This window comes from Pseudomonas sp. IT-P395, assembly GCF_949767675.1.
Classification (GTDB): domain Bacteria; phylum Pseudomonadota; class Gammaproteobacteria; order Pseudomonadales; family Pseudomonadaceae; genus Aquipseudomonas.
In genome coordinates this window covers 111,463-133,812 of sequence record NZ_CATKPW010000010.1, presented here as the reverse complement: position 1 = coordinate 133,812, position 22,350 = coordinate 111,463, and the positions used below count along the sequence as shown (strand labels likewise).

The window sequence follows — 22,350 nt, the reverse complement described above, 5'->3', positions numbered from 1 at the left end:
TTTGTGGTGGACCCATACTTCGAATTCACCGCAAAAAACTGTGGGAGCTGGCTTGCCAGCGATGAGGCCAGTGGCAGCACCGCATCTATTAATTCAGGGCCCGAGCCAGAAACGGCGCCGTCCGGCTCTTCTTGCTCGCCGCAACCTTCTGCGGCGTGCCCGCCACGACAATCCTGCCGCCCTGATCCCCCGCCCCCGGCCCGATGTCGATCACCCAGTCACTCTGCGCCACCACGCGCATTTCGTGCTCGACCACGATCACCGTGTGCCCCGCCGTCACCAGCGTATCCAGTTGCTCCAGCAGCCGATCGACATCGCGCGGATGCAACCCGGTGGTCGGTTCATCCAGCACATACAAGGTCGCGCCGCGCTGATTACGCTGCAACTCGGTAGCCAGTTTGATCCGCTGCGCTTCACCGCCAGACAGCTCCGTGGCCGGTTGCCCGAGGCGCAGATAACCCAGGCCAATATCGCGCAGCACTTCCAGTGAACGACGAATCCCCGCTTGCTCGGAAAACACTGACACCGCTTCCTCGACGGTCAATTGCAGCACCTGGGCGATGCTCAAACCCTCCCAGAGAATCGCCAGGGTCTGCGGGTTGTACCGCGCGCCATGGCAGGTCGGGCACGGCGCATAAACGCTGGGCATGAACAACAACTCGACACTGACAAAGCCTTCGCCTTCGCACGTGGCGCAACGACCCTTGGCGACGTTGAAGGAAAACTGCCCGGCGTCATAACCCGCCGCCCGTGCAGCGTCGGTCGCGGCGTAGAGCTTGCGTACGTTGTCGAACAACCCGGTGTAAGTCGCCAGATTGGAACGTGGCGTACGGCCGATGGGTTTCTGGTCGACCTGCACCAGTCGCTTGATCGACTCCAGCCCGGACGTGACCTGACCGCTGCTGACCTGCGGGGCGTCGTCTTCGAGGCTGAGTTCTTCCGGCTCGCTGTCCACCGTCGGCCGCCCCAACTGCGCGCCGACCAGTTCCAGCAAGGCCTGACTGACCAGGCTCGACTTGCCGGAGCCGGAGACGCCCGTCACCGAGGTAAAGCAGCCCAAGGGAAATTCGGCACTGAGGTTGTTCAGATTATTGCGGGTGATGCCCTCAAGTTTCAGCCACGCCGTCGGTTTACGTGCCGTTCTTGTCTGACGTTGCGATTCGGCAAACAGATAAGCACGAGTCTGCGATTGCTCGATCTCGGCCAGACCGGCGGGCGGGCCGCTGTACAGCACCTGCCCACCCTGCTCGCCCGCTGCCGGGCCGACGTCGATCAGCCAGTCGGCGCGGCGCATGGTTTCCAGGTCATGCTCGACCACAAACAGCGTGTTGCCGTCCGCCTTCAAGCGCTGCAAGGCTTCGAACAACGCTTCGCCATCGGCTGGATGCAAACCGGCGGAAGGTTCGTCGAGCACATAAATCACACCAAACAACTGCGAGCCCAATTGTGTCGCCAGGCGCAAGCGCTGCAACTCACCCGACGACAGCGTTGGCGTACTGCGCTCCAGCGCCAGATAACCGAGGCCCAGATCGGTCAGCGTGCTGACGCGCTCCAGCAGATCCTCGGCAATACGCTGCGCCGCCAGACGTTTCTCCAGCGACAGATTTGGCGTGTGGCGCACATCGGGCGCGCTGCCGTGCCCGCTGGCGCCATGGGCCACGCGTTGCTGACGGGCCTCGCGGGTTTGCGCGTGACTCAAGGTCTCGCCGGTTTCTTCGGCATGTTCCAGATAACTGGCCGCCGCCACCGGCCGTAATACCTCGGCCACTTGCAATAACGGCATCTGCGACAATTCGCCAATGTCGTACCCGGCAAACGTCACCGACAACGCTTCACGTTTCAGGCGTTTGCCGTCGCATAACGGACAAGGGCTGCCGAGCATGAACTGTGAAACACGCTTTTTCATCAGCGCACTTTGCGAATGGGTAAACGTGTGCAGGATATAGCGTCGGGCGCCGGTGAAGGTGCCTTGATAACTCGGCTCCATCTTGCGTTTGAGGGCGACCCGGGTTTCTTCCGGGGTCAGCCCGGCGTACACCGGCACGGTCGGGGTTTCTTCGGTGAAGAGAATCCAGTCGCGCTGTTTTTTCGGCAGCTTCTTCCACGGGATGTCGACGTCGATGCCCATGGTCACGAGGATGTCGCGCAGATTCTGCCCCTGCCACGCCAGCGGCCAGGACGCCACCGCGCGCTGGCGGATGGTCAGGTTCGGATCGGGCACCATCAGCGCCTCAGTGACTTCATAGACGCGGCCGAGGCCATGGCACTGCGGGCAGGCGCCTTGCGGGGTGTTCGGCGAAAAATCCTCGGCGTACAACATCGGCTGCCCCGGCGGATAACTGCCGGCGCGCGAATAGAGCATGCGAATCAGGCTCGACAACGTCGTCACGCTGCCCACCGACGAGCGCGTACTCGGCGTGCCACGCTGCTGTTGCAGGGCCACGGCCGGCGGCAGGCCTTCAATCGAGTCGACATCCGGTACGCCAACCTGATCGATCAGCCGTCGCGCGTACGGCGCCACCGATTCGAAGTAACGGCGCTGGGCTTCGGCATACAAAGTCGAGAACGCCAACGACGACTTGCCCGAACCGGACACCCCGGTAAACACCACCAGTGCATCGCGGGGGATGTCGACGTCGATGTTTTTCAGGTTGTGTTCACGGGCGCCGCGTACCCGGACCATGCCGGTGGGCGCTTTGGAGGTGCGTTTGGAAGTCATCGACCTGCCTTGGTAAAGGAATGTTCAGCGCTCAGTTGCCGAGAACCACCCGGATCATCTGCAACAAGGCTTCGGGGCTGTACGGTTTGCCGAGCAAATGGGTGTCGGGGCTCAACTGGTGATTGCGCGAGATGATGTCGCGGGTGTGCCCGGAGGTGAACAGCACCGCCACCGGCGGCGTCTGCACCTTGGCCCAGGCGAACAGGTCGGAGCTTTTGATCAGCCCCGGCATGACCACGTCGGTGAAGATCAGGTCGACTTCGGTACCTTCCAGCAGCATTTGCATGGCCGCATCGCCGTGGCCGGCGGTCAACACGCGGTAACCCTCCTCGCGCAACAACTCGACCGCCGAAGCGCGCACCGCGTCGTTGTCTTCAACCACCAGAATCGTCTCGTGGCCGCCACTCTGCTGCCGTTGCAGATTGGGCGATTCATCAAGGATCGGGCGCAGGCTGCGCGGGAAGTACAACTGCACCCGCGTGCCCTCGCCGACGGTACTGACGATCTCGACGTGGCCGCCGCTCTGTTTGACGAAACCGAACACCATGCTCAGGCCCAGCCCGGTGCCCTGGCCGTCGGCCTTGGTGGTGAAAAACGGTTCAAACACCTGCTCGAGAATGTCTGGCGCAATGCCGGCGCCGCTGTCACTGACGGCGACCCGGACAAACTCGCCGGGAACGATGCCTTTACCGGCGCAGAACTCGCGATCGAGGCGCACGTTGGCAGCGCTGAGCGCAATGGTGCCCTCGCCCTTCATCGCATCGCGAGCGTTGATCGCCAGATTGAGAATGGCGTTTTCCAGCTGGTTGCGGTCGACGTTGATATGCCACGGTTGCTGCGGCAGCTGCACATCGATCTGAATGGTTTCGCCCAGCGCTCGCTGCAGCAATTCGCCGACACCTTCGAAGATCTGTCGCGGGTTACATACTGCCGGCGACAACGGCTGACGCCGGGCAAACGCGAGCAATTGCGAGGACAGCTTGGCACCGCGCTCGACCGCCGCCAGCGAGGCACTGACCCGGCGTTGCACGTTGGCATTGTTCGGTTCGTGGCGCGCGAGCAGATGCAGATTACCGGCGATCACTTGCAGCAGATTATTGAAGTCATGGGCCACGCCGCCGGTGAGACCGCCAATGGCTTCAAGCTTCTGCGACTGGCGCAACTGCTCTTCAGCCGCCAGCCGCGCCTCGACCTCTTCGCCGACGCGCTGTTCAAGGTTGCGGGTAAATTTGAGCAGGGATTCTTCGGCGATCTTGCGTTCGTGGATGTCGATCAACACGCCGGGAAAGCGTAACGGCGCGCCGTGTTCGCCGAACTCACAGGCGCCACTGGCCAGCACCCAGGAATAACTGCCGTCACTGCGCCGCACGCGATACTCGGCGTTATACGGTTCACCGGTCTGCACGGAATGGGCGACGCGCTCTTGTACCCAGGCGTGGTCATCGGGGTGAATGCGCGACTCGGCAACGTCCTGGGCCAGATTGCTCAGGTCCTGATCCGGTGGATAGGAGAACGTGCGGGCGAATCGTTCGTCTGCCGACAGCGTGTTGTTTTTCACGTCCCAGACAAACGAGCCAAGCAAGGCCCCGGCATTCAACGCCAGACGGACCCGCTCATTGTCGGCGCGGTAGGCTTGTTCCGCCGCCTGCCGCCGGCGTTCGGAGTGCACGAACTCGGTGGTTTCCACCACCATCGCCATGACCCCGGCGGGCTTGCCGTCATCATTGGCCACCGGGCTGTAATACAGATCCATCCAGACGTCTTCGGGGACTCCATCGCGCAACAACACCAGCTCTTTATTGCGAAACGACAAGGTGCCACCGGCCAGGCAGGTATCGACCACGTGCCGGTTGAAATCGGCGACTTCCGGCCAGCCCAGTTCTACCGGCGAACCGAGCAGATAGGGGTGGCGACCACCGGCAAACTTCGAATAGGCATCGTTGTAGATCATGTATCCGGCATAGCCCCAGAGCATGACCATCGGCAGTGGCGACGCCAGCATCAGTTGCACCGCACTGCACAGGCTGGCCGGCCAGCTGTTCAACGGGCCGAGTTCGGTGTGGCTCCAGTCGAACGCACTGATGCGCCCGGCCATTTCGCCTTTCCAGCCCTCACAACCATGGCTATCGGATAAAAACTGCATCGACTGACTCAGTGTCCTGTGGTGATTGCCCGATAAATCGCGACGCCATAACGACGCAACGCCCGTCTGTTTCGAGCGTCATCAGTCGTATTGGTTTCATATGAGGTATAGCCGATTTCATCCTCGCCCGAAGCCTAAACCCCGATCAGGTGTTTGAGCGGATGGTAGCCAGTTTTCATTTTGGCGGCGACGTCGAGAATGGCCTTCTCGATGCCGTTGAGATGCGTGCAGGTCAATTCGATGGCAGCGCTCTGATTACCGGCCTCGATGTATTCGATCAGACGCAGGTGCTCGTCGTCGCGGCAGACTTCATGGCTGTCGTCGTCCAGCGCCGCAGCATACAACGAGGCACGGGAAATCAACTTCTGGAACCAGTCGAGCAGCACCGGATTATTCAGGCTGCGCGCCAGTTTGATGTGGAACTCGCCGAGCAGATGAATCAGCCGCTCGTGGTCACCAGCGGCGTGCGCTTCATCTTCCAGCAGCAGGTGTTCACGCAGGTCCTGCATCGCGGCGGTGTCCTTGCGCCGGCACAGTTCAGTGACGATGCCGATTTCGATAAGGCGGCGGGTTTCGAACAGCGAACGGATCTCTTCGTTGCTCGGCAGCGACACCGATGCCCCTTTATTGGGCTCAGTGGTGACCAGTCCGTCGGCCTCCAATTTCTTCAATGCGGCGCGCACCGACGTGCGGCTGACATTGAATAACTCGGCCAGCGAGGCCTCGCCCAGCTTCATCCCAGGGCGCAACGAACGCTTGCTGATCGCCTCGTAAACACCTTGGTAGACGCGGTCGACCGTGGTTTCCGGTTTCTTTTCGGTCATTTGGGCACTCCTTTAACGTCGAGCAACTGAGTGTCACGCAGGATATAGCCTTCGGCGTCGAGATGCAGGGTCTTGATTGCACGTTGATTGCGGATCCCCCATGGGGGCGGCGTCGCTCTATCTATCTGCTCGTTGCAAGCAGGACACATGTGTTGGGAGGGGGGCGGTGAGCAGGCTCACTCCTGCGTTTGATCGTTCCCACGCAGAGCGTGGGAACGATCAGTACCGGCTTCAGTCAGTGCCGTACTTCGGCGAGCGTGGGCCGTACAGCAGCCCTGCCCGATGGCCGGCCGAAAGCAGACGATTGCTCGCCACACCGGCAATCGGGTAGCCGGCATCGGTGGAGCTGTTGATGATTTGCTTCACTGCCGCCGAGATCAGCATGCCGACGATACCGCCGGCATTGCTATTGCCGCCCTCTTCGCTCGACGCCCGGGCCGAACCGGTCCACAGCGTCGTGCCGCTTTTCAGGTCGACCAGTTTCGCCGTCGCGGTCACTGCCGTTTCGCTGCTGATCACCATGTAACGCGTACCGTATTCGGTCACGGTGATGTACAGCGCCGCGTCCGCACCGAAGATTTCCTTCAGTTTGCTCGGCGGGGCCTGATGGATGTCGTCCGGGGTGGTCAGACCGTTCTGGCGGAACGTCTCGTCAACCAGCGCGATCGGCAGCACGTAATAACCGGCTTCGGCCAGCGGGAAGGTCACCTGCGACAACAGGCTGTACGACGCCTTCACATCCGGCGAAGTGTTCAGCGGAGGCAGCACCAGAATGGTTTTCGGCCGCGCCTGTTTGTAGGCCGAGTAATCCACGGTCTTGGGCGCAACGCAGCCACCCAGCACGGTCAGGGCCAGGCCGGCGGCCAGCAGTTTCAAGGTGCGCGCGATCATTTCGCGTCTCCGCTCTTGGCGTTTTTGAGCAGGAAATCCATGTACGTCCCGGATTCGGGGAACAGGGTTTTCTCGGTTTTGAACTGCTGCACCATCTGGTCGTCCTTGCCCATGCTCAGATAGAGCAGGCCAAGGTGCGCGTGGTAACCCGGCGGTACGGCCTTGCCGGTGGAGCGGATTTTCTGCAGGTCACGTTCCAGCGCTTCGGCCTGGGCTTCTTTCGGCTCTTCGCCTTTGAAGTATTCGTAGACCTGGGGCTCGTAACCTTCCCACTGGTACAGGGTTTGCGGGCCGGAGGCACAGCCGGCCAGCAAGGCACTGGCGGCCAGGGTCAGCGCCATTAACGAGCGCGACAAATTCAGAGTCATGGGGTGTTGCTCCTTGCAATGGGCGTCGATCAGTTGCCCGGTTTCCAGGCACCGGCGTTCATGCCATCGACCAGACGATTGATCGCCTCGCGCATGGCCAGATCCAGTACTTTGCCGTTGAGGGTGGAGTCGTAGGCAGCGGTGCCGCCGAAGCCGATGATTTCGCGGTTGGACAAGGCGTACTCGCCAGCGCCCTGGGTCGAATAGACCACTTCGGAAGTGCTGATGTTGACGATGTTCAGGTTGACCTTGGCGTAGGCCACTTGAGTCTTGCCACGACCAAGAATGCCGAACAACTGGTGATCGCCAGTCTCTTTGCGGCCGAACTCGGTGACGTCACCGGTGACCACGTAATCAGCGCCTTTCAAGCGTTGGGCCTGGCCCTTGATCGCGGCTTCCTGCTGGATTTCACCCATGTTGTCGCGATCCAGCACGCTGAAGCGGTTGGTCTGCTGCAAGTGGGTGATGAGGATGGTCTTGGCCTGACCGCCGAGACGGTCAACGCCGTCGGAGAAGATCCCGCGCATGTAGCTGGAACGGTTGTCGAACTTGCCCACGGCCATTGGCACACGAACGCCGGTCCAGACCTGTGTAGCGCTTTCAACCTTGGCCACCGGCAGCGCGCGGGAGCTTTCGGTGGCGCAACCGGCGAGTGTGCCGGCAATCGTGCCGAGCACAGCAATCGCGACGCCTGAAACCAGCATCCGGGAGATCATTCTCACTGAATATTCCTTTTGAAAAACGGGGATGTCCCACCACGGCAATGCGCGGCGGGAGTTGAAAAGGGGCGGCATTATGACAAAGTGCCATCATTCGCGACAGGTTTTTTTGACGTCAATGAATTGGCCGTCTTGAACATTGATCGTTCCCACGCTCTGCGTGGGAATGCAGCCACGGACGCTCCGCGTCCGCTGTGACGCGGAGCGTCACGGGAAGCGTTACCACGCAGAGCGTGGGAACGATCAGATCAGGGCGCGCTAATGGAAATCGCGGCTCTGCACGCGGATGCCATTAAGCAGCGGGCTGAGGTCGCTCAAACGCCCGGCGATCAGGTGGCGCACTTCACCTTCGCGCTCCCAGCGGCCATCGACTTTCAGTAGTTGCGAGCCCACCAGCACTTGCCGCTGACGCTCGGCCAGATCACGCCAGACCACCACGTTGACGTTGCCGAATTCGTCTTCCAGGGTCACGAAGGTCACGCCACTGGCAGTGCCCGGTCGTTGCCGCCCGGTGACCAGCCCGGCGACGCTCACCGGCCGGCCGTGCTCGACGTCGAGCAATTCCTGAGAACTGCGACAGCGCCGCGCCTTGAGTTCGCCACGCAACAGCGCCAACGGATGCGGCCCCAACGTCGTGCCGACGGTGCTGTAATCGGCGTGCAGATCCTCGCCGACACTGGGTTTGGGCAGCTCCACCTCCGGCTCCTCCTGACTCGGCAGCCCGGCAAACAGACCCAACTGCTTCTGCACCCCGGCCACTTCCCAGCGCGCCCGATGCCGATGCCCGGCCAAACCGCGCAACGCCCCGGAATCGGCCAGTAACGCCTGCGCCCGACTGTCGAGTGCGGCCCGTTCGCCCAGATCGGCAACATCGGCAAACGCCCCGCGCGCCCGCGCCGCCTCGATGCGCCGGGCATCGTCCTCGCGAAAGCCCTTGATCATGCGCAGACCCATACGGATCGCCGGTTGCGCCGCTGTGGTGGTTTCCAGGCTGCAATCCCAGTCACTGGCGCGCACGTCGACCGGGCGGATTTGCAACTGGTGTCGGCGCGCGTCCTGGAGAATCTGATCCGGGCTGTAGAAACCCATCGGCCAGCTGTTGATCAGCGCACAGGCGAACGCCGCCGGTTCGTGGCACTTGAGCCAGCAACTGGCGTAGGTCAGCAAGGCGAAACTGGCGGCGTGGGATTCGGGGAAGCCGTAGCTGCCGAAGCCTTTGATCTGCTCGAAAATCTGCGCGGCGAACTCCGGCGTGTAACCGTTTTTCTTCATGCCGGCGGCGAGGCGTTCCTTGTGCGGTTCCAATCCGCCATGGCGTTTCCACGCGGCCATCGAGCGGCGCAACTGATCGGCCTCGCCGGGGCTGTAGTCGGCGGCGACGATCGCGATCTGCATCACCTGTTCCTGAAACAGCGGCACGCCGAGGGTGCGTTTGAGCACCACTTCCAGCTCCGGTGACGGATAGGTTTCTTTCTCTTCTTTATTGCGCCGGCGCAGGTACGGATGGACCATCCCGCCCTGAATCGGCCCCGGGCGGACGATGGCCACTTCGATCACCAGATCGTAGAACTTCGCCGGTTTCAGACGTGGCAGCATCGACATCTGCGCCCGCGACTCGATCTGGAACACGCCAATGGTGTCGGCGCGGCTGATCATCTCGTAAGTCGGTTTGTCTTCGGCCGGGATCGTCGCCAGACTCAAGTCCATATTGCGATGGCGGCGCAGCAAGTCGAAGCAACGACGGATCGCACTGAGCATGCCGAGGGCGAGGATGTCCACCTTAAGCAGCCCGACCGCGTCGAGGTCATCCTTGTCCCACTGGATGATCGTGCGCTCGGCCATGGCGGCGTTCTCCACCGGCACCAGCGTGTCCAGCGGCTGCTCGGAAATCACGAAACCGCCAGGATGCTGCGACAGGTGCCGGGGGAAACCGATCAACTGCCCGGTCAGGCTCAGCACCCGGCGCAGCACCGGGCTGTCCGGGTCGAAGCCGCCTTCGAGCAAACGCTCGACCGGCGGCGTTTCATCGCTCCAGTGGCCGCAGCAATCGGCCAGTGCATTGACCTGATCCGGCGGCAGGCCCAGGGCCTTGGCCACATCGCGCACCGCGCCGGCGGCGTGGTAAGTGCTGACCACCGCCGTCAGCGCCGCGCGACCACGGCCGTAACGGCGGAACACGTATTGCAGGACTTCTTCGCGGCGCTCGTGTTCGAAGTCGACGTCGATGTCCGGCGGCTCGTTGCGCTCCTTGGACATGAAGCGTTCGAACAGCAGTGTGGTGCGATCCGGGTCGATTTCGGTGATACCCAAGGCAAAACACACCGCCGAGTTGGCTGCCGAGCCCCGACCCTGACACAGAATCTTCTGCTCGCGGGCGAAGCGCACCACGTCATGCACGGTGAGGAAGTAGCTTTCGTAGCCGAGTTCGGCGATCAGCTTCAGTTCTTTGTTGATCTGCCTCAGCACCTTGAAGGGCGCGCCCTTCTCCCAGCGCCAGGCGATGCCTTCCTTGGTCAGTTGCCTTAGCCAGGAACTGGCGCTGTGTTCCTCGGGCACCAGTTCCTTGGGATATTGATAACGCAATTCGCCGAGATCGAAGGTGCAACGCCGGGCCAGCTTCACCGATTCATCCAGCAAGGCCTGCGGATACAACTCGCGCAACACCTCGACGCTACGCAAATGTCGCTCGCCATTGGGGTGCAAACGCAACCCTGCCTCGGCCACCGGCACGTGATGGCGGATCGCGGTCATGGTGTCCTGCAAGGCGCGGCGGCCACGGGCGTGCATATGCACATCGCCGCTGGCCACGGCTGGAATCTGCAACTCGGCGGCCAGCCCCAACAACGCCGCCAGCCGCTGCTGATCGTCCTGGCCACGATGCAATTGCACCGCCAGCCACAGGCGTTCGGCGAAGGTCTGCTGCAGCCAACGGCCCTCTTCCACATCATCGAGTGAATCCGGCACCCACAACACCAGTAATCCCGGCAGCGCTTGCTCAAAGTCCTCGCGCAGCACTTGATACTGACCTTTCTGCGTACGCCGCCGCGCGCGCGTGATCAAACCGCACAGCGCTTGATAGCCTGCAAGGTTCTCCACCAGCAACAGCAGTTTCGGGCCGTTGTCGATGCGCACTTCACTGCCGATGATCAGCGGCAACTCAACGGACTTCGCCGCTTGCCAGGCGCGAACGATGCCGGCCAACGTACACTCATCGGTGATCGCCAATGCCTGATAGCCGTGTTTTTTTGCCCGCTGAAACAGTTCCAGCGCACTGGACGCACCGCGCTGAAAACTGAAGTTCGACAGGCAGTGCAGTTCGGCATAACCGTCGTTCATGCAAACCAGCCCTGCAGCCACAACGGACCGCCCTCACCCACCGCGCGATAAGCCCAACCCTGTTGGCCGGTGCGGTTCTGGATCAGGTAATAATCGCGGCGCACATCGTCACCGTCCCACCAGCCGGATTCGATGCGTTCCGGGCCCATGAGAATCCGCGCCGAACCCTCTGCCACACTCTGCGGTTCACCCAATAACCAGCCCGGACGCTGCACATTCGGCAAGCCTGTGCAGCGTTGTTTGTCGACACCGTGCTGCCACGCGCACTCCGGACGATGATCAGCCTGAAAGCGCAGCCCCTGCACGGCGTCATCACCCAAGCGTGCACGCAAGCGTTCGCGCAATTGCTCCCAGGGCAAGGTCTGCTGCGGACGGTCGTCGAACAGTTCCTGAAACTGCGGCACGAAGCTCGGCAGGTCCTCGGCACGCAGACGAAAACCACGCACGGGCGCCTCGACCTGCACTTGCTCGAGCCGACCACGGGCCAGTTCGAAGAGCATCGCCGGATCACGTTCGGCGCTGAGCAAACCGACTTTGATCACGCTGTCCGGCAGCCCGGCGTGTTCCAGATGCAGGTCGAAACGCTGCACGCCGCTGTCGCGCCCGCAGAGGAACGCCGACAGATCGCCAGTCAAACGCCGTAGCGGAAACAGCAGCGCCTGATGGGATTGCACGTCAAAGTTGAGTTCGATGCGCACATCGAAACGATCGGGCGGCAAGTAAAACTCCAGCGCCAAGGGTCGCGCGCCAAACAAGGTGTCGAGGTGCTTGAGCATCTGCGCTTCGAAGCGTCGGGCCAGCGCCTGACGCGGCAAGCTCTGCACCTGACTGAGGTTGCGCAGGCCCATGCGCGACAACGCCGTGGCCACGCTCGGCTCCAGGCCGACACGGTCGACGGGCAACTGGCCGAGGTGATGCTGCAAGGCTTCGCCGTCCGGCACCACTAAGCCATCGTAAGCATTGGCCAGTACCCGCGCCGCCACCGGATTCGGTGCGGCAACGATGCGATGGCGAAAGCCCAGATCGCTCAGTTCCTTGCGCAACCGTGCTTCAAACTGCGCCCAGGAACCGAACAGCCCCAGGCTCGATTCGATTTCGAACACCACGGCGCGCGGGTAATGCACGCTGACCTGCGCGCTGAAACCGTAGGCCCACGCGGCAAGAAACTGCTGCCAGTGCTCGACCTCGGCCACCTCGTAATCGGCGGTGGCAAACCCTTTGCTCATCGCTTGGGCGGCGGTCATCGACTGGCCAGCGCGCAACCCGAGTTTGCGCGCCGCCGGGTTGACCGCTTGCAGCACTCGACGCTGGGCCGGGCCGCTGAGCAGCACCAACGGCTCATCAGGATCGGGGCGCTGACGCAGCACGGCATCAAGGGCCAATTGCGGGAACAGAATACACACCCAGCGCATGGCGACCTCAGTGACCCACGGCAAAGGCAATCGGCGCCGCACGCGCCAAACCGCCACGGCACTTGAGCACGCGCAACTGCGCGGGTTTGGCATCGATGGCGATCCGTAATGCTGCCGGTGACGGATTGACCGCTTCGCTCAACGGACGCCAGGCAAACGCCAGGGTCTGGCCGGTTTCCGCCGCCACCTGCAAACGCCGCAACGCGCGGTCATCAGCCTTGTGCGGCCAGCACAGCACCGCGCCGCAACTGCCTGAGCGCAGGCATTGTTCCGCCGCCCACAAGGCATCGCGTTCACTGGCCTGAATCACCGACAACTGGCGCAGATCGACCCCGGCGTTCTCCCACGCCTGCGGGTACGGCACGAACGGCGGCGCTACCAGCACAATGCGCTCGCCCGCCGCCGACAATCGCGCCAGCGTCGGCCAGACCAGTTGCAGTTCGCCGACACCGGGACCGGCCAACAGGATTTCGCTCAGCGCCGCTTCCGGCCAGCCACCGCTGGGCAATGCTGCGTCGAGCGCCGCGTGCCCGGTGGGTTGCGGACTGGCGGCCGGCGGCGCAGGCCGGCCCCTCCAGACCTGGCCGCCATTGAACAGCGTATCCAACGCAACGACGGCGCCCATCAGCCTTGCCTCACCAGACCACAGAACACCCCTTCGATGGCCAGATCCTGATCGTCGCGCACGACAATCGGCTGGTACGCCGGGTTGCGCGGCAACAGCCGCACTTCATCGCCGAGCCGTTCGAAGCGTTTGATAGTGACTTCACCGTCGAGCCGCGCCACGACGATCTGGCCGTTGAGCGCTTCGGGATTGCGCCGTACGCCGACCAGATCACCGTCGAGAATGCCGTCCTCGATCATCGAATCGCCCTGCACCCGCAGCATATAGTCGGGTGTGCGGGAGAACAGCGCCGGGTCGAGCAGCAAGCGGCTATGGATGTCGGCATCGGCGCCAATCGGCGCACCGGCAGCGACGCGGCCGAGCACGGGGATGTCGAGCAGCTCCGGGCGTGGCGGTTGCCCGAGCAGGCGAATGCCCCGGGCCTGATGCGGATTGACCTCGATAAACCCGGCTTCGGTGAGCGCCAGCACGTGCTTGCGCGCCACGCTGCGCGAGGCAAAACCAAAAGCCTCGCTGATTTCAGCGAGGCTTGGGGGCTGACCGTGTTCGGCGATTCGATCGCGGATAAACGTCAGGATGGCGGTACGGCGGGGAGTCAGGTTCGTCATGGAGTACATTTGTACTCCTGTAGGATTTTCCTGACAAGCGCCACAGGTCGGCCCACCCCACGTTGATCGTTCCCACGCTCCGCGTGGGAATGCAGCCCGTGACGCTCCGCGTCACTGGACGCAGAGCGTCCCTAGAGGCATTCCCACGCAGAGCGTGGGAACGATCAGTACGATCAGTGCGGGGGAGTCAGTTAAGGCCGCGTTCGGCGAGAAATGCTGAGATGTAATCGATGAAGGCAACGACCTTCGCCGTGGCCCGGCGGTGGCTCGGGTACACCGCCAGAATGTGCGGGCCAAAGGTGTCCGGGTCGATCTCGTAATCGGCCATGACCCGCACCAGTCGCCCGTCGGCAATGTACGGCGCGGCGCTCCACAACGGCGTGTGCAGCAAACCGCGCCCGGCCAAGGCACTGGCCAGCAACAAATCGTAATTGTCACTGCGCAACAACGGCGCTGCGGGTTGCGCCAGACTCAAGCGCTGCCCGTCACGCTCGGCCCACCAGAATTCGCGGCTGAGTAACGGGTGCTGATAGAGCAGCCATTCATGCTGCTCAAGGGTTTGCGGATTGACCGGCAAATCCTTGCGCGCCAGATATTCCGGGCTGGCGCACAACGCCAGACGATTGCTGCCGACCACCCGCGCAATCAGCCCCGGCAAGTCATCGTGGCCCTCGCGCAGCGCCAGGTCGTAGCCACTTTCCAGCAGATTGACGAAGGCATCGCACAGGTCCACTTGCAGGCTGATCTGCGGGTATTGCTGCAAAAATCCGTCACACACTTGATCGAGAAACGCCCGGCCATAGGCCAGCGGGGCGGTGATTTTCAGGCTGCCGCGCAAGCCGTGCTGCAACTGCTCGATTTCCTCGCTGGCCTCATCGAGTCGCTGCAACACCAGCCGTGCGGTTTCCAGGTACACCCGACCGATTTCGGTGAGCAGAATCCGCCGCGTACTGCGCTCGAACAGCCGTGCGCCCAGCTCCGATTCCAGGTGATTGACCGCTTTGGTCAGCGCCGACGGGGTCTTGCCCAACTGCTCGGCGGCGCGGCTGAAACTGCCGAGCTGCGCGGTGACCACGAACATTTTCAATGCACCCAACTTGTCCATGCTTTTTCCATTCAGGCAAAAACGTTTTTCGTGAGGGAGGCGTTCTGTCGGCCGTCGCCAGCCACTAATCTCGCCATCAGACGCAATAACAAGGAAATCTTCAATGAAAAGATTCATCCCGAAGCTGTTGGCTCTCGCTGTAAGTTTTGCCTCGATGGAAGCCATGGCCGCCGCCGATCTGGTGCTGCTCAACGGCAAGATCTTCACCGCCGACCGCACTCAACCCAAGGTGCAAGCCTTGGCCGTGGAGAACGGCAAAGTGCTGAAAGTCGGCACCGATGCGCAGATCAAAGCCTTGATCGAACCCGGCACCCAAGTCATCGACCTCAAGGGCAAAGCGTTGATGCCCGGCCTGATCGACAGCCATTCCCACGCGATTTTCGGTGGACTGGAAATGGTCTCGGCGAACATGGAAGACGAAGTCGTCGACCTCGACGAACTGCAAAAACGTCTGCGCGACTGGCGTGCAGACGGCAAGGCTAAACACGACGATGTGCTGAGCATTGCCGGCATGAGTTCGGTTTATTGGGCGCAGGCCGAGGCCTTGGGCAACACCTTCAATAGCGGCGAATGGGCCAATGTGCCGGTGGTATTTATCGGCAGCGACCACCACACCGCGTGGGCCAACAATGTGATGCTCAAGCGCGCCGGCATTGATGCCGCGCTGCTGAAAACCCTGCCCGACGCGGAAAAAGACACCATCGGCAAATTGGCCAACGGTGAGCCGAACGGTTTTGTGGTCGACGCCGGATGGGATCGGGTCGCCTCGAAAATGCCGGTGCCAAGCCCCGCCGACATGTTGAACGCCGCCAAATCAGCAGTGCGCTACAACAACAGCCTCGGCATCACCGCGTGGATGGACCCGGCCGCCAACGCCGCGCCGGGCGAAGCAGTGTTCGCGCTCAAACCCACCGAGAAAACCGTCGGCGTGCTGCCGGCCTATAAAGCCTTGTCAGAAAGCGGCGACATGAGCGTGCACGTCGCGGCGCTGCTGGTGGCCAACCCGAAAAGCGTACCCGCCGACCTCGACACGCTGGACAAGGTGCGCCAGCAATTCCAAGGCATTCCCAACCTGACCCTGCCCGGCATCAAGATCTTCGCCGACGGCGTGATCGAGTTCCCGGCGCAGAGCGCGGCGATGATCGACCCGTACAGCAACTCGCACAAACAGGGCGAACTGCTGATCGATCCGCAGCATTTCGGCGAACTGGTCAGCGCCATCGACCAGCGCGGCTGGCTGGTGCACATCCACGCGATCGGCGACCGCGCGGTGCGCGAAGCGCTGAACGGCATCGCGCAGGCGCGCAAGGATCGGCAGAGCGGCGTGACCCACTCGATCACTCACTTGCAAATGGTCAACCCGAAAGAGTTCGCCCGCTTCAAGCCGCTCAACGTCATCGCCTCGATGCAGTTGCTATGGGCCAGCGCCGACGACTACACCACCGACATGATCAAGCCCTATGTCAGCGCCCTTGCCTTCCGCTATCAGTACCCGGCGCACTCGCTGCTGAAACAGGGCGCGACGATTGCCGGTGCGAGTGACTGGCCGGTGTCTTCGCCAAACCCGTTCAATGCCATGGCTCAAGCAATTACTCGCGTCGGCCCGTTGGGTGTGCTCAATGCCGACGAGCGTCTGGATCGCGACACCATGTTCTACGCCTACACCGTTAATGCGGCGCGGACGATTGGTCTGGAGAAGCAGATCGGCTCGCTGACGCCGGGCAAACAGGCCGACTTCATCGTGCTCGATCGTGATGTGTTCAGCGTCGATAACAAAGCCCTGCATGACACCAAAGTCCTGCAAACCTGGTTCGGCGGTCGTCAGGTCTACACCGCCACCCACTAACAACGCGTTTCCCCTGTAGGAACTGCCGCAGGCTGCGATCTTTTGACTTTGATTTTAAAAACCAAGATCAAAAGATCGCAGCCTGCGGCAGCTCCTGCAGGTTTACCTCCTGCCCCCATAACAATCACAACATCGGGACTTCACATGAAAGCCTTGCCCCTGTTCGCCCTGAGTTTCTTGAGCGTGCTGCCCTTGAGCAGCTTTGCGATCCCCTTGAACGATGATTTTGCGCTGTTGGTGGATCTCACTTTAGCCAGCGACTACCGGACCCGTGGCATCTCGCAAACCCAGAATGACCCCGCCGCACAGGCCGGCCTGACCCTCGCGCACAGCAGCGGTCTGTACCTTGGCGCGTGGAGTTCCAACGTCGATTTCGGCGGTGGCCTGAAAACCCGGCAGGAAGTCGATTACTACGGCGGCTGGCTGTGGCAGGCGACCGAGGATGTCAGCCTCGATCTGGGCTACATCAAATACGCCTACCCCAAGGAAAGCCAGTTCAACCAGAGCGAGGTCTACGGGATTCTCGGGGTGTACGGGGTGAAGCTGGCGGCGTACTACTCCAACGATGCGCCGGGGATCGATAGCAAGCAGAGTTCGCTGTACACCTACATCGGTTATGAAACCGAGTTGCCGTTCGACTCGGGCTTGAAGCTGCGCTACGGCAATATGGATTTCAAGGATCCGCATTTGTATTCGGCGTCCGGGCAGGCCGAAGACAGTTATCGCGAATGGGAAGTCAAACTCACCCACAATCTGGCCGGGGTGGTGTTGGGCCTGAGCTACATCGACACCGATCTGTCGCAAACCCAGTGCCTGAGTAATTGGGGCTTCAAGGATGTCTGCACGGCAACCATCGTCGCCAGCGTCAGCAAATCCTTCTGACCCACCGAAATTCCTCTGTAGGAGCTGCCGAAGGCTGCGATCTTTTGATCTTGATGTTAAGAACAACATCAAAAGATCGCAGCCTTCGGCAGCTCCTACAGGAAATGGGGTCGAACTTGTTACAGGATGTTTACGAATTTTTTACTAATGCTCTTCTACAGTTACCCGCGCAACCGCGTGGCTTTCTATTCATGTAGAGGAATGTTTGACATGGCTTTGGGCAACGGACTGCGTTTACCGTCCATCACGCCTACCCGACTGGTGCTGCTGTTTTCCCTGGCGCTGGTGGCGTTGTACAACCTGGCGACCTGGAAGGCGCTGGGCACGCTGATCACCCTGCAGGGCGCGCACAAAGTGGCGTTTTTCGCTTCGTTCGGGCTGTTTTTGTGGGCCGCGATCACCCTGCTGCTGACCCTGGTGTCGTTTCGCTGGACACTGAAACCGCTGCTCACCGTGGTCGCCCTGCTCTCGGCCTGCGCCGCGTATTTCATGAACGAATACGGCATCACCATCGACACGGTGATGATTCAGAATGTCTTCGAAACCAGCCCCGCCGAAGCCTCCGCACTGTTCAACGGCAAGCTGCTGGCTTACGTGCTGCTGCTCGGCGTGTTGCCAGCGGCATTGATCTGGCGTTGGCCGGTGAGTTATCGGCCGTTCTTTCGCGGCTTGCTCAACAAGGTGTTGGTGATCATCGCCTGCGTGCTGGTGATCGCTGCGTCGGTGGGCGCGTTCTATTCGACCTACGCGCCGATCTTCCGCGAAGAAGACAAGCTCACCCACTTCATCAACCCGACCAACTACATCTACGCGATCAGCAAATACACCAAGCAACGCCTGGGCATCAAAAAGCACTTTGTGGTGCAGGCCATTGGCGAAGACGCGGTGATGAGCGCCAAGGCGGCCAGCCGCGAGAAGAAATCGCTGATGGTCTTTGTGGTCGGTGAAACCGCCCGCGCCGATCACTTTTCGCTGAACGGTTATACGCGCGAGACCAATCCCGAACTGAGCAAACTGGACATCCTCAACTTCACTCAGGTGCACTCCTGCGGCACGTCGACGGCGGTCTCGGTGCCGTGCATGTTCTCGAAGTTCCCGCGTGAGGATTACAGCGACAAGAAAGGCAAAACCTACGAGGGCCTGCTCGACATCCTCCAGCGTGCCGGCGTGCAAGTGCTGTGGCTGGACAATAACAGCGACTGCAAAGGCACCTGCCTGCGCGTGCCGCATCGCGATATTGCGAAGAACCAGCCGGGGCCGTTCTGCGATGGCAACAACTGCCTCGACGAAGCACTGCTGGCCGATCTGCAAAGCTACATCGACAGCCTCAAGGGCCACGCGATCATCGTCCTGCATGCCGACGGCAGCCACGGCCCCGAGTACTACGAGCGCTATCCGAAAGACATGGAGCGCTTCAAACCGATCTGCCACACCAATCAACTGGGCAGTTGCAGCGGCGATGAACTGGTGAACGTGTACGACAACACGATTCTCTACACCGACCATTTCCTCGCCAAGGTGATTGAGCTGCTCAAGCGTAATCAGGACTCGCTGGACACGTCGATGGTGTACGTCTCCGATCACGGTGAATCGCTGGGCGAAAACGGTTTGTATCTGCACGCCGCGCCGTATGCGCTGGCACCTGAAGCGCAGACCCATGTGCCGATGGTGATGTGGTTTGGCGACGGCACGCTGGCGAGTGAAGGGATTGATCGCGGGTGTCTGCAAGGCAAGACCGGGCAGGCGGATTTGAGCCACGACAACCTGTTTCACTCGGTGCTGGGGTTGTTTGAGGTGAAGACCTCGGTGTATCAGCCGGGGCTGGATATTTTTCATGGCTGCCGGCCGGCGATGACGGCCACGAATTAACCAAACACTGAAGATCCCTGTGGGAGCTGGCTTGCCAGCGATAAGGCCGGCACATCCGGCATCTGTGTTGACTGACAAGCCGCCATCACTGGCAAGCCAGCTCCCACAGGGTAAATGGTGCTCTCAGGAGGTGAGGTTTGCCAGATAGGCCCACGGGTAGATGCCGCGTTGGTGGCCGTCGCTGAAGATCAGTTGCACGCCGTAGCCCTGGGGGTTGAGTTCGATCAGGCGCACGCGATCATCGACCTTGGGCGTCAGGCCTTTCAGGCGAAACGCGCGGCATTGCGAGCATGGGCACTGGCGGCGCAGTTCGGCGTGGTTGAGCTGTTGTTCGCGGCCGTCCGGCCAGCTCAAGCGCAAGGTGCCTTCGCTTTGCGAATTACCGACTGACAGCGGGTTCATTGCAACTGACTCAAGGCAATGCGCACGGCTTTGCGCACTTCCGGGTCACCGTCGTCCTGCGCGGCCTGCAAGGCGGCCACGGCGCCGCGATCATTGAGTTCGCCCAAGGCCAGCGCGGCCTCTTTGCGCAGGTTGCTGATGCGATGAGCAAGGGTGTCGATCAGCGCATCCAGCGCCGGTGCGAAACGCAGACGACCGAGGCTGCGAGTAGCGCGCAGGCGCACTTGCCAGTAGTCATCGCTCAAGGCTTCGACCAGTGCAGAGCCAGCGTCAATGTGGCCGACCTTGCCCAAGGTCGTCGCGGCTTCTTCGCGCACTTGCCAGGCGTCGTCCTGCAAAGCCTGGCACAGGGCTGGCAACACTTCGGCGCTGGAGGCCAGTCCCAAAGCGCCAGTCGCAGCACGGCGCACTTCGGTGTCCGGGTCAGCGCTGGCCAATCGTGCCAGGGCGGGCAAAGCGTCGAGGTGCTTGAGCCAGCCAAGCACGCCCACGGCTTCACGACGAACGCTGGCGTCGGCATCGTTCAGCGCCGAAACCGCAGCCGGCGCGGCGTCGGCGAAACGCAACTCACGCAAGGCACGGAACGCAGCGATACGCACACTGACGTCGGCATGATCAGTCCACGGCAAAATCACCTGCCCCGCCGCTTCCGTTTTGAGCAAGCTCAGGCTCTGCGCGGCGGCCGATTGCACGGCGGGCGACGGGTCGGTCAAGGCTTCACACAAGGCTTGCACGACGGCCTCATCTTCCCAGGCTTCCAGCAAACGTGCGGCTTCGGCGCGGACTTCTTCAGCGGGATCTTGCCTCAGGCGATCAACCAGCCAAAGCAAGCCATCCGGCTCTTCCAGATCCGCCAGATCAATCAGCGCAATACGCCGCACACCAGCATCTTCAGCAGTCAGGCGCGGTCGCAGATCGAGAATGTCTTGGTTATCGGTCACAGCAAAAATAGAGGTCATAGGGCAAATCGCGGCAAAGGGTTTTCGGGAGGCAGGCCGAGCGGATTGAGGCGCGGCAGCGGTCGGTCGTTGTCGTGGCGCAGCAGGTCGAGGCAGTGGCGTTTGAGCCGGGAGAACTCGGGGCTGGTGACCAGTTCGCTGGTACGTGGTCGGGCGAAGTCCAGACGCAGGTCTTCAATGATTCGCCCCGGCCGCGCACTCATCACCAGCAAGCGGTCAGCGAGGAACAGCGCCTCGTCGATGTCGTGAGTGACGAACACCACCGTGGTGCGGATGCGCGTCCAGATGTCCAGCAGCAGTTCTTGCATGTTCAGGCGGGTCAAGGCATCCAGCGCGCCGAACGGCTCATCCATCAGCAACAGACGCGGGCGATTGACCAGCACCCGGGCGATCTCGACGCGTTGCTGCATGCCACCGGAGAGCTGATCGGGCCAGCGTTCGGCGAAACCTTCGAGGCCGACCAGTTTGAGGATTTCGTCAGCGGCGCGATGGCGCTCAGCCTTGCCGATGCCACGCATTTTCAGGCCGAAAGCCACGTTGTCACGCACCGTGCGCCACGGAAACAGCGTGTGGTGCTGAAACACCATGCCGCGCTGCGGTGACGGGCCGGACACCGCCGCGCCATCGACTTTCAGGCTCCCGGCGTGAGCGCTCAAATGCCCGGCCAGAGCGCCGAGCAAGGTCGATTTGCCGCAACCGGACGGGCCGAGAATACACACGAACTGGCCGGGTTCGATCTGGCAATCGAGTTCGCGCACCGCTTCGAACGCCTCACGCCCTGCGCCGAGAACGATGGACAACTGGCGGATGTCGATCCGCCCTTCCGGGGTTTGCATCACGCTCATCAGGCTTTTCCTCGCGGTCGATGCCAAGGCGTGAACAGCCCGCCCAGGCGTTTGATCAGCAGACTGCTGCCCATGCCCAATACGCCGATCAGCAGCATGCCGACAACGATGTCGGCGTAGTTCTGAATGGTGTAGGACTCCCAGGTGTAGTAACCGATGCCGAACTGGCCGGAGATCATTTCCGCCGTCACCAGACAGAACCACGAAGTGCCCATGCCGATCGCCAGCCCCGTGATGATGCTGGGTGCCGCGCCTGGGAGAATCACCTCCAGCAGGATCGCCCGGCGCCCTGCCCCGAGGCTTTTCGCCGAGGCGATCAGGCGTGGGTCGACGCCCTCGACGCCGTGCACGGTGTTGAGCAGGATCGGGAACAGTGCGCCGGTGAAGGTGATGAAGACCATCGACAGTTCAGACGATGGAAACATCAGGATCGCCAATGGAATCCATGCGACTGCAGGGATTGGGCGCAGGACTTCCAGTGGTGGCAGCAGCAGGTCTTCGGCCCATTTCGAGCGGCCGATGGCCAGACCGAGGGCGATGCCGATCAGCAGTGCGGCGAGGTAACCGGCGAACACGCGGCTGAGGCTGGCGATCAGGTGTTGCAGGAGCTTGCCGGAGTCGCCGAGACCCAGTGCAGCTTCGATGACGGCCAAGGGTGTTGGCACGTTGGCGAAGGTGACGAGGCCGAGGTTCCAGTGGTGGCTGGCGGCGAGTTGCCAGAACAGCAGACAGAGCAGCAAGGATGCGGCTCTTGATGTCCAGCGGATGGGTGTTTTCATGGAGCGGGTTTCCAGTTC

18 protein-coding genes are annotated in these 22,350 nt (G+C 61.8%); 3 read left to right on the top strand and 15 right to left on the bottom strand.

The features are described 5' to 3' along the window. Positions 1-88 precede the first annotated feature (88 nt). From ACM6IN_RS08600 to ACM6IN_RS08550, 11 genes are all read right to left on the bottom strand, one after another. Complete coding sequence (locus ACM6IN_RS08600) at positions 89-2,719, bottom strand: excinuclease ABC subunit A (RefSeq protein WP_414915792.1); 2,631 nt, start codon at positions 2,717-2,719, stop codon at positions 89-91. Between the two features lie 31 nt (positions 2,720-2,750). Continuing rightward, positions 2,751-4,862 carry an ATP-binding protein gene (locus ACM6IN_RS08595; protein WP_414915791.1) on the bottom strand — a complete coding sequence of 704 codons (2,112 nt, stop codon included), beginning with the start codon at positions 4,860-4,862 and terminating at the stop codon, positions 2,751-2,753. Between the two features lie 134 nt (positions 4,863-4,996). After that, entirely contained in the window at positions 4,997-5,686 is a 690-nt protein-coding gene (locus tag ACM6IN_RS08590; RefSeq protein ID WP_414915790.1) for a GntR family transcriptional regulator, read from the bottom strand. Positions 5,687-5,917: 231 nt separating this feature from the next. Beyond that, positions 5,918-6,577: a DUF799 domain-containing protein gene (locus ACM6IN_RS08585; RefSeq protein WP_007912525.1), complete on the bottom strand. Its 660-nt coding sequence runs from the start codon at positions 6,575-6,577 to the stop codon at positions 5,918-5,920. Next, complete coding sequence (locus tag ACM6IN_RS08580; RefSeq protein ID WP_007912524.1) at positions 6,574-6,945, bottom strand: DUF4810 domain-containing protein; 372 nt, start codon at positions 6,943-6,945, stop codon at positions 6,574-6,576. The genes ACM6IN_RS08585 and ACM6IN_RS08580 overlap by 4 nt, the downstream gene beginning before the upstream one ends. Before the next feature lie 29 nt (positions 6,946-6,974). Beyond that, entirely contained in the window at positions 6,975-7,661 is a 687-nt protein-coding gene (locus ACM6IN_RS08575; RefSeq protein WP_161986630.1) for a CsgG/HfaB family protein, read from the bottom strand. Between the two features lie 261 nt (positions 7,662-7,922). Then, the gene (locus tag ACM6IN_RS08570; protein WP_414915789.1) at positions 7,923-11,000 is read right to left on the bottom strand and encodes an error-prone DNA polymerase; all 3,078 of its coding nucleotides are present in this window, start codon (positions 10,998-11,000) and stop codon (positions 7,923-7,925) included. Next, the gene (locus tag ACM6IN_RS08565) at positions 10,997-12,412 is read right to left on the bottom strand and encodes a Y-family DNA polymerase (RefSeq protein ID WP_007912519.1); all 1,416 of its coding nucleotides are present in this window, start codon (positions 12,410-12,412) and stop codon (positions 10,997-10,999) included. Before ACM6IN_RS08565 ends, ACM6IN_RS08570 begins: the two co-directional genes overlap by 4 nt. Before the next feature lie 7 nt (positions 12,413-12,419). Further along, positions 12,420-13,037: a translesion DNA synthesis-associated protein ImuA gene (gene imuA / locus ACM6IN_RS08560; protein ID WP_007912516.1), complete on the bottom strand. Its 618-nt coding sequence runs from the start codon at positions 13,035-13,037 to the stop codon at positions 12,420-12,422. Further along, positions 13,037-13,654 carry a transcriptional repressor LexA gene (gene lexA, locus ACM6IN_RS08555; protein WP_007912515.1) on the bottom strand — a complete coding sequence of 206 codons (618 nt, stop codon included), beginning with the start codon at positions 13,652-13,654 and terminating at the stop codon, positions 13,037-13,039. The genes imuA and lexA overlap by 1 nt, the downstream gene beginning before the upstream one ends. A gap of 178 nt (positions 13,655-13,832) precedes the next feature. Next, positions 13,833-14,750: a LysR family transcriptional regulator gene (locus ACM6IN_RS08550; RefSeq protein WP_007912513.1), complete on the bottom strand. Its 918-nt coding sequence runs from the start codon at positions 14,748-14,750 to the stop codon at positions 13,833-13,835. A gap of 103 nt (positions 14,751-14,853) precedes the next feature. Here ACM6IN_RS08550 and ACM6IN_RS08545 point away from each other — a divergent pair, with 103 nt between their 5' ends. The 3 genes from ACM6IN_RS08545 to ACM6IN_RS08535 all read left to right on the top strand — a co-directional run bounded on the left by ACM6IN_RS08545 (position 14,854) and on the right by ACM6IN_RS08535 (position 19,347). Further along, the gene (locus ACM6IN_RS08545) at positions 14,854-16,596 is read left to right on the top strand and encodes an amidohydrolase (RefSeq protein ID WP_414915788.1); all 1,743 of its coding nucleotides are present in this window, start codon (positions 14,854-14,856) and stop codon (positions 16,594-16,596) included. Between the two features lie 144 nt (positions 16,597-16,740). Beyond that, the gene (locus tag ACM6IN_RS08540; RefSeq protein WP_414915787.1) at positions 16,741-17,478 is read left to right on the top strand and encodes a TorF family putative porin; all 738 of its coding nucleotides are present in this window, start codon (positions 16,741-16,743) and stop codon (positions 17,476-17,478) included. A 210-nt stretch (positions 17,479-17,688) separates the two neighbouring features. Next, positions 17,689-19,347, top strand: a complete 1,659-nt coding sequence (locus ACM6IN_RS08535) for a phosphoethanolamine transferase (protein ID WP_414915786.1) — start codon at positions 17,689-17,691, stop codon at positions 19,345-19,347. A 123-nt stretch (positions 19,348-19,470) separates the two neighbouring features. On the opposite strand, the gene ACM6IN_RS08530 is transcribed toward ACM6IN_RS08535, so the two are convergent. Genes ACM6IN_RS08530 through ACM6IN_RS08515 form a run of 4 tightly spaced genes read right to left on the bottom strand, consistent with a single transcriptional unit; the run spans position 19,471 to position 22,332 of the window. Continuing rightward, positions 19,471-19,749 carry a DUF971 domain-containing protein gene (locus ACM6IN_RS08530; protein ID WP_414915785.1) on the bottom strand — a complete coding sequence of 93 codons (279 nt, stop codon included), beginning with the start codon at positions 19,747-19,749 and terminating at the stop codon, positions 19,471-19,473. Then, positions 19,746-20,708, bottom strand: a complete 963-nt coding sequence (locus ACM6IN_RS08525; RefSeq protein ID WP_414915784.1) for a HEAT repeat domain-containing protein — start codon at positions 20,706-20,708, stop codon at positions 19,746-19,748. Before ACM6IN_RS08525 ends, ACM6IN_RS08530 begins: the two co-directional genes overlap by 4 nt. Next, positions 20,705-21,553 (bottom strand): ABC transporter ATP-binding protein, encoded by an 849-nt coding sequence (locus ACM6IN_RS08520; protein ID WP_007912497.1) that lies wholly within the window; start codon positions 21,551-21,553, stop codon positions 20,705-20,707. Before ACM6IN_RS08520 ends, ACM6IN_RS08525 begins: the two co-directional genes overlap by 4 nt. Further along, positions 21,553-22,332, bottom strand: coding sequence for an ABC transporter permease (locus ACM6IN_RS08515; protein WP_095113405.1), 780 nt, complete (start codon positions 22,330-22,332; stop codon positions 21,553-21,555). The genes ACM6IN_RS08520 and ACM6IN_RS08515 overlap by 1 nt, the downstream gene beginning before the upstream one ends. Between the last annotated feature and the right edge of the window lie 18 nt (positions 22,333-22,350).

Excerpts from the sequence above, each read along its gene's own strand:
- ACM6IN_RS08600 (WP_414915792.1), bottom strand. The coding sequence starts at position 2,719 with ATGACTTCCAAACGCACCTCCAAAGCGCCCACCGGCATGGTCCGGGTA.
- ACM6IN_RS08595 (WP_414915791.1), bottom strand. The coding sequence starts at position 4,862 with ATGCAGTTTTTATCCGATAGCCATGGTTGTGAGGGCTGGAAAGGCGAA.
- ACM6IN_RS08590 (WP_414915790.1), bottom strand. The coding sequence starts at position 5,686 with ATGACCGAAAAGAAACCGGAAACCACGGTCGACCGCGTCTACCAAGGT.
- ACM6IN_RS08585 (WP_007912525.1), bottom strand. The coding sequence starts at position 6,577 with ATGATCGCGCGCACCTTGAAACTGCTGGCCGCCGGCCTGGCCCTGACC.
- ACM6IN_RS08580 (WP_007912524.1), bottom strand. The coding sequence starts at position 6,945 with ATGACTCTGAATTTGTCGCGCTCGTTAATGGCGCTGACCCTGGCCGCC.
- ACM6IN_RS08575 (WP_161986630.1), bottom strand. The coding sequence starts at position 7,661 with ATGATCTCCCGGATGCTGGTTTCAGGCGTCGCGATTGCTGTGCTCGGC.
- ACM6IN_RS08570 (WP_414915789.1), bottom strand. The coding sequence starts at position 11,000 with ATGAACGACGGTTATGCCGAACTGCACTGCCTGTCGAACTTCAGTTTT.
- ACM6IN_RS08565 (WP_007912519.1), bottom strand. The coding sequence starts at position 12,412 with ATGCGCTGGGTGTGTATTCTGTTCCCGCAATTGGCCCTTGATGCCGTG.
- imuA (WP_007912516.1), bottom strand. The coding sequence starts at position 13,037 with ATGGGCGCCGTCGTTGCGTTGGATACGCTGTTCAATGGCGGCCAGGTC.
- lexA (WP_007912515.1), bottom strand. The coding sequence starts at position 13,654 with ATGTACTCCATGACGAACCTGACTCCCCGCCGTACCGCCATCCTGACG.
- ACM6IN_RS08550 (WP_007912513.1), bottom strand. The coding sequence starts at position 14,750 with ATGGACAAGTTGGGTGCATTGAAAATGTTCGTGGTCACCGCGCAGCTC.
- ACM6IN_RS08545 (WP_414915788.1), top strand. The coding sequence starts at position 14,854 with ATGAAAAGATTCATCCCGAAGCTGTTGGCTCTCGCTGTAAGTTTTGCC.
- ACM6IN_RS08540 (WP_414915787.1), top strand. The coding sequence starts at position 16,741 with ATGAAAGCCTTGCCCCTGTTCGCCCTGAGTTTCTTGAGCGTGCTGCCC.
- ACM6IN_RS08535 (WP_414915786.1), top strand. The coding sequence starts at position 17,689 with ATGGCTTTGGGCAACGGACTGCGTTTACCGTCCATCACGCCTACCCGA.
- ACM6IN_RS08530 (WP_414915785.1), bottom strand. The coding sequence starts at position 19,749 with ATGAACCCGCTGTCAGTCGGTAATTCGCAAAGCGAAGGCACCTTGCGC.
- ACM6IN_RS08525 (WP_414915784.1), bottom strand. The coding sequence starts at position 20,708 with ATGACCTCTATTTTTGCTGTGACCGATAACCAAGACATTCTCGATCTG.
- ACM6IN_RS08520 (WP_007912497.1), bottom strand. The coding sequence starts at position 21,553 with ATGAGCGTGATGCAAACCCCGGAAGGGCGGATCGACATCCGCCAGTTG.
- ACM6IN_RS08515 (WP_095113405.1), bottom strand. The coding sequence starts at position 22,332 with ATGAAAACACCCATCCGCTGGACATCAAGAGCCGCATCCTTGCTGCTC.